A 13,796-nucleotide genomic window follows, 5' to 3' on the forward strand; every position below is an offset into this window, starting at 1 on the left:
ACTTTTTATTTATTAAAGAATGAGGGCTCACAACATGAGGAGTCGGATATGAAAATCGTCATTATTGGTGCCAGCGGTACGGTCGGTCGAGCCGTAACCGAAGAGTTAAGCCGTCGTCACGAGGTCATCCGCGTGGGTCGCACGCGGGGCGACTACCAGGTGGATATCACCTCGCAGGCGAGCGTGCAGGCGCTGTTTGAGAAAATCGGCCCGGTGGATGCGATTGTCTCCGCCAGCGGTGGTCTCTACTTTGGTCCGCTCGCGACCATGAAGGACAGCGACTTCAACCAGGGCCTGCAGGACAAGCTGCTCGGGCAGGTGCGTCTGGCGCTGACCGGCCAGCATTATCTGAACGAAGGCGGCTCGATTACGCTGATAAGCGGGATTGTGGCGCACGAGCCGATTGCGCAGGGCGTAAATGCCACCACGGTCAATGCGGCGCTGGAAGGGTTTGTCCGCGCCGCAGCTTGCGAACTGCCGCGCGGGATCCGCATTAACCTGATTAGCCCAACGGTACTGACGGAATCCGCCGAAGCATATGACGGGTTCTTCCCTGGCTTTGAAAGCGTTCCCGCCGCGACCGTGGCCCAGGCCTACCGCCGCAGCGTGGAAGGGGTGCAGAGCGGGCGGGTGTATAAGGTAGGTTACTGAGCCTTACGGGCGGACATCAGCACCAGCATCGGGCGCTCCGCCTCTTCGGACAATGCAGGCCAGGCGTCAATCTGCGCCTGCGTTGGTCCCCACTCATTGACTTCACTTATCGTTAATCCCGCCTTGACCAGCGCGTTAAGCGTGGTGCCCAGCGTGCGGTGGTATTTAATCACTCCATCCGCCAGCCAGTTGCTGACGCGCTGGCTTTCGTCCTGATAATGGTTCACGCCCCAGAACCGCTCGCCACTGTCGTCGGTCAGCCAGCCCTGACGGGTGGCGCAGGTGTAAATTGGGTGCTCCATCGAGAAGACCAGGCTGCCACCCGGTTTTAGCGCGCGATGAACGTTGGCGAATAGCGTGTCCAGCTCCGGCAGGTAGTGTAGCGCCAGCGAGCTGTAGACCAGATCGAGACTGTTTTCGCGAAGCTGAAGAGATTCCAGATCGCTACGCTGATAGTGAATCTGTACGTCATCCGTCAGTTCAGCCGCGCGGGCAAGCATTTTTTCTGAGATATCGACGCCCGTAACGTCAGACGCGCCCAGCTCGCGCGCCGCGCGGCAGAACCAGCCGTAACCGCAGCCGAGATCGATAACCGCTTTGCCGGTTAAATCAGGCAGCATTGCCTTGAGCGCAGGCCACTCAGGCGCACCGTCCAGCCCGTGCACCGAACGCGGAAGCTGAGCGTAGCCTTCAAAAAACGCCGGGTTGTCGTAGATGTTTTGTGCCATGGCAGATCCCTCTTTAAGAATGTGCATAGCAGTATACTGCATTGTCGGGTGGCGGTTTCACCTTACCCGACCTACGATCCCATGTTGACCCGATAAGCGCAGCGCCACCCGGATCGCTTTTAGCCAACAACACCCCAGACGAGATTCCCCTTGTGGAACGTCGCGGTCCGCGGAGAAATGCGCGCCACCGCCTCGGCGGAACAGGAGGCGTCCACCAGCACAAAGCTGGCGTCGTCCTGCGCTTTCGGCCATACGCGTTCACCTTTATCGTTCAGCGGCAGCACGTCGCCGGTGGCGATGCCGAGCGCGCGGGAGAGCGTCTGCTCGTTCGGGCGAATATAGAGCTGGGCGTACAGATTGGCTTTCTCCAGCATGTCCCCCAGACCGTACGGCGACCAGTGGTCGATCACGCTGTCGGTGCCGGTCATAACAAACACGCCCTTCTCCCGCAGCTGCTTCAGCGGCATGTGCAGGGTGCCAATCGGCACGGTGGAGGCGATGGTCACCTGCTGCGCCGCCATGCGGGTGGCAATCTCATCCACCTGCTGCTCGTTGAGCGTCGCCAGCGCGAAGGCGTGGCTGATGGTCAGCTTCCCCTTCAGCTCCGGTGTTTTCTCCACGGTTTCCACCATGTAGTTCACCGCCGCCACGCCCGCCGGGCTGGTTTCGTGCAGGTGAATATCCACCCCTTTGTCGTAGTCCAGCGCAATCTGGAACATGGTATCGAGCGATTTCTCCATCGCGCCGTCAACGCTGGTTGGGTCCAGCCCGCCTACGTAGTGCGCCCCCGCCTGCATCGCCTCGCGCATCAGCTTTTCAGCGTTGGAGAGCAGCAGGCCGTGCTGCGGGAAGGCAACGATTTCGCAGTCAAAACCTGCGCTGCGGCGCGCCAGCACCGCCTGCAAATTTTCCAGGTTTTTCAGGCCGGAAACCGGCTCAATATTGCAGTGGCTGCGGGCGATGGTGGACCCTTTCGACTGGATCAGATCGATCAGCTTTTCGGCGCGTTCTTGCGTGTAGGGCTGTAACTCCGGCAGCAGCTTCTGCTCCAGGCGGATCATGTCCTGAATGGTGGTGCCCGCCGGACGGTTCAGGGAGCGCCACGGGCCGCCGTAGAAGGTTTTATCCAGGTGAATGTGCATGTCGCGCATCGCCGGAAGCATCAGCTTTTTACCCGCGTCGTAGTGCGGCAGGGTCGCGTCGGCGTGGCTGCCGTTATCGCGCAGGGCGACAATTTTCCCGTATTTGATCTCCAGCGTTTTCAGCTCGGTGCGGGTGCTCGTCGCCACGCTGCCCTCGAAGTTGAACCCGGCCTCCAGCAGCACGTTGTCCAGATAGTAATGTTTCGCGATGATCTTCATCGGTTTCCCCATCTCGCAGGTTGCCTTTGCAGTGTCGGCAGCATACGCCACGGAGCCGGTTGCGCCAAACAGCGCACAGGCGGTGACCATTTTGCCGCTCTGGCTGATAAACTCGCGGCGGCTTTTGTTTTCACTCATCTTATCTTCCTTCATTAACAATGTGGGTACCCGTTTCACCGCGCAGCGCCGCGGGCAGGCAGTCCGGCGAGGTGATGATCACGCGCCTGCCGCCGTGGCGTAAAAATGCCAGCGAGGCGACGATTTTGGGCAGCATGCTGCCCGCCGGAAAGTGTCCTTCATCCATGTAGCGCGTCATCTGCGCTACATTGACAGTGTCCAGCGTCTGCTGGTCTGGCTTGCCGAAGTTAACGCAGACTTTCTCCACGCCGGTGGTTATCACCAGCACGTCGGCGCAAATCTCACGGGCCAGCAGCGCGGTGGAGAGATCTTTATCGATAACCGCATCCACGCTCTGATAATCCCCCTGCTCGCTGCGCACCACGGGAATGCCTCCGCCGCCCGCGCCGATGACCACAAAACCTTTCTGCGTTAGCGCCTTAATCGCATCCGCCTCGACGATGCGCAGCGGCTGGGGCGAGGCCACCACGCGGCGATAGCCCCGGCCTGAATCCTCGACAAAATGCCAGTCCGGGTGCGCGAGCTGTAGCTCGTCGCGCTGCGCCTCGCTGAAGAACGCGCCGATCGGTTTTGTCGGGTGCGTAAAGCCGGGATCGTTTTTATCCACCTCCACCTGGGTGACGACCGTGACCGCCTTTTGCTCGCCACGCGCCGCCAGGCGGTTGTTGAGCGCCTGCTGGATCAGGTAGCCGATGCCGCCCTGGGTATCCGCCACGCAGTTTGCCAGCGGGGTCAGCGGCAGCCCTTCCCGCTCGTGGGCGATCTCGGCGCGGCGCAGATCCAGCCCCACCTGCGGGCCGTTGCCGTGGGTGAGGACGATGTCATAGTCGGAGGCCAGCATTTCAAGCACCGACTCGGCCACCGCTTTGACCGCCTGCGCCTGATGTTCAACCGACTGGCTGGCGTTGTCTTTGATAATGCTGTTGCCGCCGATGGCGACGACCATTAGCTCTTTCATACGTTTTCCTTCGCAACAGTAACTTCAGCGCTCGCAACTTCGCGGCTGTCGAGGAAATGCTTCACCACAAACATGCCGCCCATCATCAGGTAGGCCGTGACGAACATCAGGGAACTGCCCTCGGCAAAGCCCACCACTGGCGCGTGGATCACGCCAAACAGCGCCAGCAGCGCGCCTCCTGCGGCGGCGGCGGCCCCGCGCAGCGGTTTGTTAATGATGGCGAAGATAGCGATACAGCCCCAGAGCATGCTGGCGAGCGGCGCACCGTTGCCGAGGTGCATCAGCCCCTCGTAGTAGATCCCTTTGCTGTGCAGCACGTCGGTGCCAATTTTCGCCGCGCTGGTTCCCGCCGCGCTCATCACGCTGTTCATCATGGTCAGCGCCCAGTTAGCGATCCACGGGAACAGGCAGATAAAGATGACGGGCACCTCCACTTTCGGCGTTTCCCGCACCACCTGGTTGGCGGTGACGACGCCGATAAACACCAGAATCGGCACGATAGCGGTCATCGGTATGATGGCGAGCATAAAGGCCCCCAGCCCGAACAGCGGCACGATGAACATGGTCACGCCGGACGCCAGCGTGTAGCCGATGCTCGCCCCCATCGCCTTCCAGCCGGGATGGCCCACGTAGACCGTGACCGGGAACGGGTTGCCCATCAGGCAGCCGAGCATGGAAGCCAGGCCGTTCGCCAGCATCACCTTGCGGGTCGGGTACTCATCCCCCGCCGCATGGGCACTTTCGATGTTCTCCAGGTCAAAGATGTAGTTCGCCAGCCCCAGCGGTACGGCGGACGCCAGATACGGCAGCGCGTGCGGAAGGCCCTGCATAAAGCTGTCCACGTGCACCTCCGGCGGGTTAAAGCCGAAGGATGACATGGACGCCTTAATGGCATCCGGGCTTTGCAGTCCGGAAATCCACGCCAGCGCTGTTCCGGCAATCAGCAGCAGCAGGCCGGTCGGGATTTTGGCGAAAATCGGCTTTTTACCGAACCAGTTAATGAAGATCAGCAGCAGAACGATGAACGACACGGTGGGCGCTTCGAACGCCTGCAACATTGGGTTCATCGCCAGCAGCAGCAGGCCAAGACCGGACAGGCATGACAGCAGCACGGTACGCGGGATCATCTTGCGGATGGTCTCCCCCAGGAACGAGCCGCCCGCGAGGATCATTGCTTCCACAAAGCACCACACCAGGCCAATCTGAATCGCGAAATCCGCATCGCCGGTTTGCTGGTAGACGGGCATCAGGACCAGGAAGGTCACGGTAAAAATCGAGGGTGCGCTCGGGCCGGACGGCAGCGCGGTGACGTCCGTACGTCCGGTGGCGCGCGCCATTTGCAGGCCAAACCATGTGTAGCATAAGCTCGCTACCAGCACCGCCAGCCCGAAGGCCGGCGCGATGCGTCCATAAACAATCTCCTTCGGGATGCCGACGACAAAAATGAGCAGCCCCATCATGGTCAGCAAATTAGTCAGGTTGTTGGTCATCAACCCGAAATAGGCCGCCCAGTCACCTCTTTTCCACTCCAGTTTCATGTTTTTCATGGATGCATACCTTATAGAACGTAGCGATCGCGGAAGGTCAACAGCGCCTTTTCAAAACAGCTAAACGGCGGGTGAACGATGCCCGCCCCAATCATGCCGATGCCCGCGTCCTTGTGGGCTATGGCGGTGTTGATCACCGGCAGAATGCCGCTGCCCGCCACTCTGGTGATGTCGATGGCGGTTGGAATGCCCATAAACGACAGCAGCGGAATGGTGACGTTCGGGTTCTCGCCGAGGGTGATTTCGCGCATCTGGCGCGAGAAGTCGATGGCTTCCTCCACCGTGCCGCCCACCAGCGCAACGATGGCCGGTGCCGTCGCCATCGCAAAGCCGCCGATGCCGTAGGTTTCGGTGATGGCGCTGTCGCCAATGTCCAGCCCGGAGTCTTCCGGCTTGTAGCCTGCGAACATCGGGCCAATCACCTGCTGCGCCGGGCCGGTGAACCACTGTCCCGGCAGGCCGGAAACGCGCAGGCCGAACTCGTAGCCGTTGCGCGCCATGGTGGTAACCACGGTGCTATATTCAATGCCGTGAGCGGCATCCAGCGCGGCTTTACACATCGCCATCCACGTCGGGCCGGAGAAGTAGTCGCTGCTGGCGACAAACTCAAACACCTCGCGCTGCTGCTCCACCGGGTAGCCCGCCTGAATCAGCCCCGGCGTCAGCGCCTGGATCAGCAGCGTGGTGCCGGCGTTGTTGCGGTTGTGGCACTCGTCGCCCATGTGCAGCGCCTGGGCCAGCATCAGGCGCAGGTCGATTTCGCCGATGATATTCATCGCGTCGCGCAGCATCGGGCCGAGCACGTCGCGCATCCAGTTCAGGCGGTCGATCACGCTCTGGTCGTTAGCCCCCATGCGCAGGATCTTCGCCATCTGCTCGCTGAGGTTGGTGAACGCCCGGTTACCGTAGGTTTTGTTTTCAACAATGTGCATAAACATCGACGCGGAGGTGACGCCCGCCATGGAGCCCACGCAGTCGTGCTCGTGGCACGGCGAGAAGGTGATCTCGCCTGAAGCCGCCAGCCTTGCGGCATCCTCCAGATCCGTCGCCAGCCCTTCAAATACCAGCGCACCGGTAACCGCGCCCTTCATCGCCCCGCACATGTTTTCCCATGCGACGGGCGGACCGGCGTGCAGAATGGTGGTGCGGGTCATGCCCGGCACTACGTTAATTGCCTGGTCATAGCCCACCAGCACCGGGTGAGACTGGATGATGCGCTCAAGGGCGATTTTGTTCGCGGCAGCGATCTTCTCCGCCAGCGGTTTCTCTGCCAGCTGGTCGAGCGCTTCAACAACCTGCATATTGCCCTGCCCCGGCGGCGTCCAGTCGAGCTGGGTCACGGGAACGTGCTGCTTTTTGAGGTCGTCGCTGAACATCGCAATGCCGACGTTAATGACGTTAAGCGGCTGGTTGAATAAAGTGGTCATTATGCGTTCTCCCCTTTGCAAACAAATTCGCGTGCCAGTAATCCGGTGTTGGTGCTGCTGCTGGCCCAGATGACGCCTGCGTCGGTCAGCCGCTGGCACTGCTGCGCCAGCGACTGCGGATCCTGGTCGGTGCCGAGCACGTAGCCGAGGATCTCCAGCGGACGGTTATCGGCTCTCGCGATCGCCTGTGCCTCTTTGATCGCGTCGATCATCACCCCCACCGGATCCTCGTGCGCGCCGAAGCCGAGCACGAAGTCCATCACGATGACGCCCACCTGCGGATCGCGCGCCTCCTGTAGCAGGCGGCTGATGCGGTTGGTCGGGTCGATCATTGGGTGCGGTTTGCCGTTGGTGAAGTCGTCGTCACCGAAGTCAAGGAAGGTGTGGGCCTGGCTGACGCTGATGTCCTTCAGGCGCTTAGCCGGATCGGGCTGGATATTGCTCCAGACATCGTCGAACTTCTCCAGCGCGGCAAACATCGCTTCGTCGCACAGGGTGCCGCCGCAGAACAGGCCGCGAATGTACTTCTGCTGCGGGGTCAGGCGGGCGCGCACCTCTTCAATCAAAGGCCAGTTGAGCGGATGCAGATCCAGGGACTCTTTTTTAATGCCGGTAAGCAGCACCGCCTTCAGCGCCGCCTCTTTGGTGCCACGCGCAAACTGCAGGCCGTCTTCATCGGCGGGCGGTTCGCTGCGGCCGAGGAAGCAAACAACCACCGGCTTGCGGCAGGCTCTGGCGCGGGCCAGCACCTTTTCTGCCACCGCTGGCGCAGGCGGCTTGGAGATGAGCGCAATCACCTGAGTGCCCTCGTCCGCCTCAAGCATGTCGATGGCGTCGAGCATCATCAGGCCGCCGATTTTCTCGCTGAGATCGCGCCCGCCGGTGCCGATTAGCTGCGACACGCCGCCGCCGAACTCGTGAATGCGCACGCTCAGCTCCTGGCTGCCGGTGCCGGAGGCGCCAACGATCCCAATCGGCCCGCGACGTACCGCGTTGGCGAAGCACAGCCCCGCACCGTTGATGATGGCGGTCCCGCAGTCTGGCCCCATCATCAGCAGCCCTTTCTCATGCGCCAGCTGCTTCAGCGCCAGCTCGTCGTCCAGCGACACGTTATCGGAGAACAGCATCACGTTAAGATCGTTTTCCAGCGCCTGACGCGCTTCGCGGGCGGCAAAGGTGCCGTTGACAGAAATGACCGCCAGGTTGCTGTCCGGGCGATGGGTCTTGGCGCTGGCAATCGTCGCGTAGCGTGCTTCATGGCCGCCGCTGCTCGCTTTGCGTGTAAATAAGGCTTCTATTTCCGCCAGCGTTTCATCGTTCGCCGCGTCGCCTTTAATCACGATCATCAGGTCGCCATTTTTGGCTTCCGCTAATTCCGGCGTGAGCAGCCCGAGATTTTTCAGAACGCCTTTATTCATTTCCGTCGCCATTGCCACAAACGCCTGTTCGACGCCCGGCAATTTATTGGCTTTGGTGGAAACCGACATTAAGGAAACCGAATCGAAATACGTGTTCTTTTTTATAACGATTTTGGTTGGCATTGTTTTCTCCTGAATACGGATAAAAGGGGGCCGCCGTCGCGCAGAATGCACGTCGGTAAAAATACTGTTTGAATTAACGGCCAGCCGGAAGTGGCTGGCCAACTGCGCTATGCGCCTGCCGCCAGCAGCAGGTCTGCTATCGCGTTGAAGCCTTTTTCCCGCGCCAGTTCGAGCGGGGTTTTGCCGTATTTATCGGTCATGTGCGGATTCGCGCCGTGATCCAGCAGCAGCTTCACAATTTCCTGCTGCTTTGCGCCGCCGTCATTCAGCACGATGGCTTCCAGCAGCGGCGTCCAGCCGACAAAGTTAGTGTGGTTGACGTTAATATCGGTTTTTTCCAGCAGCTCGCGCACGATTTCAACGTGGCCTTTTTCACTGGCAGGGGTAATGCCCACGCCGCCGAAGCGCGTCAGACGGTCTAGATCCGGATTCGCCGGAAGAACGATGCGCAGCAGGGTTAAATCATTAGTCAGGCAGCTTATCAGGAAGGGGTTAAAACAGGTCTGGTCCTGTTTATCAATATCCGCGCCGGCGGCAATTAATAATTCCACGCAGGCATAATGCTTTTTCAGGCTGGCAATAATAATGGCGGTTCTTTTCTGGCGATTGGTGGCGTTAATATCCACGCCGTTATCCAGGCAGGCTTTTAGCGCGTCGATGTTGCCCTCTTCTGCCGCCAGCAGAAATTCCGTAACGAGTGCGTTTGCAGACATATTCAGTCTCCCAATGTTTCACTTCTGATGACCTGAGAATAGCAACAGCCTGGTCACAAAAGAATCCGCTTAAAAATGATTCATCGACACGCAATTCATTGTTGAGTTAAATTCAACAGTCAGGCTAAAACGTGCGTCTGTGCAACCTTTTTCTTATGGTTTACCGCTTTTTAGCGCCTCAGGCAGCATTATCCTTATGGTTGTAAAAGCCTTGCAGGACGCGGCTCCGCGTAAATAGTCAGAACTGTGACACACTTCAAATATGATGTAACGGCGCTGTTAAAATATGTTCAAAACTGATGGCTGAGGATGCTGTGATATGAATTCCATCTTTACCGAAGAGAACCTGCTGGCCTTCACCACCGCGGCACGCTTCGGCAGCTTCAGCAAAGCCGCCGCCGAGCTGGGTGTGACGACCTCCGCCATTAGCTACACCATTAAACGCATGGAGACCGGGCTGGACGTGGTGCTGTTTGTGCGCAACACGCGCAGCATCGAGCTGACGGAGTCCGGGTTTTATTTTTACCGTAAAGCCACCGACCTGCTGAATGACTTCCACGCCATCAAGCGCGGGATTGATACCATTTCGCAGGGCATCGAGGCGCGAGTGCGCATCTGCATTAATCAGCTCTTGTATACGCCGCGCCATACCGCGCGTTTGCTGCAGGTGCTGAAAAAGCAGTTTCCCACCTGCCAGATCACGGTGACGACCGAGGTGTATAACGGCGTCTGGGATTCGATCATCAACAATCAGGCCAACATCGCGATTGGCGCGCCGGATACGCTGCTGGACGGCGGCGGGATTGATTACACCGAAATTGGCGCCATTCGCTGGGTGTTTGCCATCGCGCCGGAACATCCCCTCGCCTTTGTTCCCGAACCGATAGCGGAGAGCCAGTTGCGCCTGTACCCCAACATCATGGTGGAAGATACCGCGCATACCATCAACAAGAAGGTCGGCTGGCTGCTGCACGGGCAGGAGGCGATTCTGGTGCCGGATTTCAACACCAAGTGCCAGTGCCAGATTCTGGGGGAAGGGATTGGCTTTTTGCCGGAATACATGGCAAGAGAAGCGATGGAAGACGGTCTGCTCATCACGCGGCGTATTAACAATCCGCGTCAGGACTCGCGCATGCTGCTCGCCACGCAGCATGCGGCGACCGGCCAGGTGACGCGCTGGATCAAACAGCAGTTTGGCCCGGAAGGCGTGTTAACCGGTATATACAGTGATTTACTGTGGCGTGCTTAGTTTTTCGTCTGCACCCAAAACGCGTGGATAAGGCCCGGGAAGTAACCCAGGATGGTCAGAAGGATGTTCAGAATAAACGCCCAGCCCAGTCCCTTGCCAAGCAGCACGCCCAGCGGCGGGAGAATAATCGTAAAAACAACGCGCCAAAAACCCATAATCACTCCGTGCAAGCTAACCAATTGAAAATTAAAAAGAGACATTTCTCTAAGCATAGCCAGTTTACGGGTTACTGCCATTCGTCTCTCGCGCTTTTACCTGCCTTTACCCTCTTTACACTGGCTTAAGCCCTTCCTTAAATGTTCTACTACTCATAAATTGACCGTAAGGAAACACCATGTCTCTTTCTCTTATTTCGCCACAGCAGGCGAACGCGCTTATTAAAGAAGGCGCAAAACTGATTGATATTCGCGATCCCGATGAGTATGCCCGCGAGCATATTCCGGCAGCACGCTCCATACCGCTGGATTCTTTACCCGGCGGGCTCAACGCTGCCCCTGGTGAAACGGTGATTTTCCACTGTCAGTCCGGGACACGGACATCAAACAATGCTGCGCGACTTGCGCAGGCAGCGTTGCCGGCTCAGGCCTTCGTGGTTGAGGGGGGCATTCAGGGCTGGAAGCAGGCCGGGCTGCTGACCGTTGAAGATAAATCCCAGCCGCTCCCGCTGATGCGGCAGGTACAAATTGCCGCCGGGCTGCTGATCCTCTGCGGCGTGGTGCTGGGTTATAGCGTCTCCAGCGGCTTTTTCCTGCTGAGCGGTTTCGTCGGTGCCGGGCTGCTGTTCGCCGGTGTGACAGGTTTTTGCGGTATGGCACGGTTGCTGAAAGTGATGCCGTGGAACCGTCATACCTCATAAGCAGTAATCAATGAATTACGCTGTACCCGACATCAGACGTCGGCTAAGGTGAAGATCGCTAAAACGATGAGGAGGTTATATGTTTTCTGTCGGTGATTATGTGCAACCGCTAAAAGGCGGCCCAAAGCTGAAAGTGCTCGAAGTGAACGGTGAAAACGTGGTGGCGGTACAGGCCAGCAATGAACAAGGCGAGAAATATACGCTGAAAGCGGCCGATTTGGCGCCGTATACCGAAGAAGGTGATTTCGGCGTCTGCTGAACAGACAACCGGGCGGCTTGTTCCGCCCGGTCCACGTATTAGATCAGAAAATCATCCAGTGATTTACCCTCTGCCAGTGCGCTGGCAATAGGCTTCGGCGTGCGGCCTTGGCCGGTCCACGTTTTTTCTTCACCGTTCTGGTCAATAAAGCGATATTTCGCTTCACGCGGTTTACGCTTTTTAGTCGGTTTACCCGCCTGCGCCAGTTCTGAACCCAGCAGGTCAGTCGGAGAAATACCATCGGCTTTCATCAGTTCCAGCAGGGTATTAATTTTTTCCTGCTGTTCAGCGCGCTGCTGCTCTAATTCCGCCAGCTCATTGCGTTTTTCTTCAGTAACGACCCTGACCTTTTCCAGCATTTCCTCAAGAACGTCCAGGGTTAATTCTCGCGCCATCGCGCGCAGGGTTCGGATATTATTAAGATTCTGTAACGTCAAAGACATATTATTGAAAACCTTTTCTTTGGGGTAAATAGATAAATCGCCCCAAGAATAATTCATTTCAGTTGAAATATCTACCCAAAGGTCCAAACGGGCATAAATGTAAATATATTTAAATATCGCCGTTAATAATAGCGCATAGCATTGGCGGGAAACACGTAGATCTAATCACCGAATCAATATAAATGGTCAACTTTAATCCAAATCACAGCATACTGCGCTATCATCAGGGGAGTGGATTTCTGCGTCAAAAGCAAAACATCTAAGACACTGATTTATATAAGTAAAACATTTGATGAGACAGATTATAACGAACCGGATAAAAAACAACCAATTTTAGAGAATATTGTGGACAAAAGGCGAGTAAATAAAAATTAATCACTAGTTGTTAGTTCAAACATAGAGATATACGCTATACACCTCAAACAAACCAACCTAAAGCACTAGCCGCTGAAGGAAAACCGATTCCACTGCGTTCTTCTCAAGGAGTTCAGACATGTTCTCGCCGCAATCTCGCCTGCGCCACGCGGTGGCGGATACTTTCGCGATGGTTGTCTACTGTTCCGTTGTGAACATGCTGATTGAAATATTCCTCTCCGGAATGACCTTCGAGCAGTCACTTTCTTCTCGTCTGGTGGCGATCCCGGTCAATATTATTATCGCATGGCCTTACGGGCTATACCGCGATGCCGTCATGCGTTTCGCGCGCCGCATCAGCCCGGCGGGCTGGATGAAAAATCTTGCCGACGTGCTGGCGTACGTCACGTTCCAGTCGCCGGTCTACGTGGCTATTCTCCTGACAGTGGGCGCGGACTGGCACCAGATCGCCGCAGCGGTCAGTTCGAATATCGTGGTATCAATGCTGATGGGTGCGGTATACGGCTATTTCCTCGACTACTGCCGCCGCCTGTTTAAGGTCAGCCAGTACGGCCAGGTAAAAGCGTAATGTGAAGCGACTGGCGAAAGCCAGTCGCAGATTTACTGTACGTCGCCAAACAGTCCCTTCAGAAACCGCTCCAGCGCCATACGCGAACTGAAACCGTGCGGAATACCATAATGCTCATGCCGTTCACCGCCTAAATAGAGCGGAAATTGCTGATAGTGGTCGCAGGTTTTAATATCCGAGGCAGGCTCAGCAAATGACAGACTTCTGTCTTTCAGCGTCGGGTGAATAATGAGAGCGGTACGTCCCATCCTGGCTTCACGATTAACATAAACATAATTCTCGCCGCGGCGATATCCATACGCTTTTGGCGTCACCTCATCCATGGTGAATCCCTCTTTTTCAAGAACGCGTGCCACCTCGTCAGGTCGTAAATACATATCTTTTCCTCGTTATCTTTTCCTGCCCGGCAACCTTACAGTAATCAGCATTAGCAGGGCTTTCAGAATAGTCCATAAACTGGCGGATAACGCGTGACGCGCTTCAGATATTAAATTTCTGAACTAAACTAAACGGGAACACAAAATTACGGAGGATCGTATGTTTAACAGACCGAACCGAAACGATATTAACGACGACGCGCAGGATATTCGTAATGATGTCAGCCAATTAGCGGACACGCTTGAGGAAGTGCTGAAATCCTGGGGATCCGATGCGAAGGATGAAGCAGATGCTGCGAAACGTAAGGCTCAGTCTCTGCTCCGTGAAACCCGCGCCCGTATGAACGGACGTTCACGCGCTACGCAGGCGGCCTGCGACATGGCAAGCTGTGCTACGACCTTCGTACGTGAAAAACCACTGTGTACGCTGGGAACCGTCGCGGCGGTCGGCATTTTTGTCGGAGCCCTGCTCAGCCTGCGTAAGTAAGCCCGCATTCTCAACCCCGGTAGCCTCAGGCGCCGGGGCTTTTTTATGCCTGTAAGCCTGAAAAACCCGTACAGCCCGCCCTGCCCCGCTGTGCTCATCATCAGGGCAACATTAATCT

16 protein-coding genes are annotated in these 13,796 nt (G+C 57.2%); 6 read left to right on the plus strand and 10 right to left on the minus strand.

Annotation, left to right across the window (positions count from 1 at the left end):
• The first annotated feature begins 48 nt into the window (after window positions 1-48).
• The gene (locus DG357_RS17630; RefSeq protein WP_028014155.1) at window positions 49-651 is read left to right on the plus strand and encodes a short chain dehydrogenase; all 603 of its coding nucleotides are present in this window, start codon (window positions 49-51) and stop codon (window positions 649-651) included.
• On the opposite strand, the gene DG357_RS17635 is transcribed toward DG357_RS17630, so the two are convergent.
• From DG357_RS17635 to DG357_RS17665, 7 genes are all read right to left on the minus strand, one after another.
• Complete coding sequence (locus DG357_RS17635; protein ID WP_088204885.1) at window positions 645-1,379, minus strand: class I SAM-dependent methyltransferase; 735 nt, start codon at window positions 1,377-1,379, stop codon at window positions 645-647. The two genes, DG357_RS17630 and DG357_RS17635, sit on opposite strands and share 7 nt — an antisense overlap.
• 119 nt (window positions 1,380-1,498) lie before the next feature.
• The gene (locus tag DG357_RS17640; RefSeq protein ID WP_088204886.1) at window positions 1,499-2,878 is read right to left on the minus strand and encodes an amidohydrolase family protein; all 1,380 of its coding nucleotides are present in this window, start codon (window positions 2,876-2,878) and stop codon (window positions 1,499-1,501) included.
• A 1-nt stretch (window position 2,879) separates the two neighbouring features.
• Complete coding sequence (locus DG357_RS17645; RefSeq protein ID WP_088204887.1) at window positions 2,880-3,836, minus strand: carbamate kinase family protein; 957 nt, start codon at window positions 3,834-3,836, stop codon at window positions 2,880-2,882.
• Window positions 3,833-5,383, minus strand: a complete 1,551-nt coding sequence (locus tag DG357_RS17650) for a xanthine permease (RefSeq protein WP_088204888.1) — start codon at window positions 5,381-5,383, stop codon at window positions 3,833-3,835. Before DG357_RS17650 ends, DG357_RS17645 begins: the two co-directional genes overlap by 4 nt.
• A gap of 11 nt (window positions 5,384-5,394) precedes the next feature.
• The gene (locus tag DG357_RS17655; protein WP_048959576.1) at window positions 5,395-6,810 is read right to left on the minus strand and encodes a YlbE family protein; all 1,416 of its coding nucleotides are present in this window, start codon (window positions 6,808-6,810) and stop codon (window positions 5,395-5,397) included.
• Window positions 6,810-8,351 (minus strand): acyl-CoA synthetase FdrA, encoded by a 1,542-nt coding sequence (fdrA, locus tag DG357_RS17660; RefSeq protein WP_088204889.1) that lies wholly within the window; start codon window positions 8,349-8,351, stop codon window positions 6,810-6,812. The genes DG357_RS17655 and fdrA overlap by 1 nt, the downstream gene beginning before the upstream one ends.
• Window positions 8,352-8,458: 107 nt before the next feature.
• Complete coding sequence (locus tag DG357_RS17665) at window positions 8,459-9,064, minus strand: ankyrin repeat domain-containing protein (protein WP_088204890.1); 606 nt, start codon at window positions 9,062-9,064, stop codon at window positions 8,459-8,461.
• A 319-nt stretch (window positions 9,065-9,383) separates the two neighbouring features.
• Here DG357_RS17665 and DG357_RS17670 point away from each other — a divergent pair, with 319 nt between their 5' ends.
• Window positions 9,384-10,313: a LysR substrate-binding domain-containing protein gene (locus DG357_RS17670; RefSeq protein ID WP_028014168.1), complete on the plus strand. Its 930-nt coding sequence runs from the start codon at window positions 9,384-9,386 to the stop codon at window positions 10,311-10,313.
• On the opposite strand, the gene DG357_RS17675 is transcribed toward DG357_RS17670, so the two are convergent.
• Entirely contained in the window at window positions 10,310-10,468 is a 159-nt protein-coding gene (locus DG357_RS17675) for a YqaE/Pmp3 family membrane protein (protein WP_032644909.1), read from the minus strand. The two genes, DG357_RS17670 and DG357_RS17675, sit on opposite strands and share 4 nt — an antisense overlap.
• A gap of 179 nt (window positions 10,469-10,647) precedes the next feature.
• Here DG357_RS17675 and DG357_RS17680 point away from each other — a divergent pair, with 179 nt between their 5' ends.
• Together DG357_RS17680 and DG357_RS17685 are read left to right on the plus strand one after the other, a co-directional pair.
• Window positions 10,648-11,169, plus strand: coding sequence for a rhodanese family protein (locus DG357_RS17680; protein WP_028014169.1), 522 nt, complete (start codon window positions 10,648-10,650; stop codon window positions 11,167-11,169).
• A 79-nt stretch (window positions 11,170-11,248) separates the two neighbouring features.
• Window positions 11,249-11,428 (plus strand): hypothetical protein, encoded by a 180-nt coding sequence (locus tag DG357_RS17685; protein ID WP_028014170.1) that lies wholly within the window; start codon window positions 11,249-11,251, stop codon window positions 11,426-11,428.
• A 38-nt stretch (window positions 11,429-11,466) separates the two neighbouring features.
• Here DG357_RS17685 and stpA read toward each other — a convergent pair whose 3' ends face one another.
• Entirely contained in the window at window positions 11,467-11,871 is a 405-nt protein-coding gene (gene stpA / locus DG357_RS17690; RefSeq protein WP_041908535.1) for a DNA-binding protein StpA, read from the minus strand.
• 493 nt (window positions 11,872-12,364) lie between these two features.
• Between stpA and alaE the strand changes: the two genes are divergently transcribed.
• Window positions 12,365-12,814, plus strand: a complete 450-nt coding sequence (gene alaE, locus DG357_RS17695) for an L-alanine exporter AlaE (RefSeq protein ID WP_028014172.1) — start codon at window positions 12,365-12,367, stop codon at window positions 12,812-12,814.
• Window positions 12,815-12,846: 32 nt separating this feature from the next.
• Here the strand turns inward: alaE and DG357_RS17700 are convergent, their stop codons facing one another.
• The gene (locus DG357_RS17700; RefSeq protein ID WP_023308923.1) at window positions 12,847-13,191 is read right to left on the minus strand and encodes a DUF2002 family protein; all 345 of its coding nucleotides are present in this window, start codon (window positions 13,189-13,191) and stop codon (window positions 12,847-12,849) included.
• 160 nt (window positions 13,192-13,351) lie between these two features.
• Between DG357_RS17700 and DG357_RS17705 the strand changes: the two genes are divergently transcribed.
• Window positions 13,352-13,678, plus strand: coding sequence for a DUF883 domain-containing protein (locus tag DG357_RS17705; protein WP_023308924.1), 327 nt, complete (start codon window positions 13,352-13,354; stop codon window positions 13,676-13,678).
• Window positions 13,679-13,796 lie beyond the last annotated feature (118 nt).

The organism is Enterobacter bugandensis (genome assembly GCF_900324475.1).
GTDB classification, from domain to species: Bacteria; Pseudomonadota; Gammaproteobacteria; order Enterobacterales; family Enterobacteriaceae; genus Enterobacter; species Enterobacter bugandensis.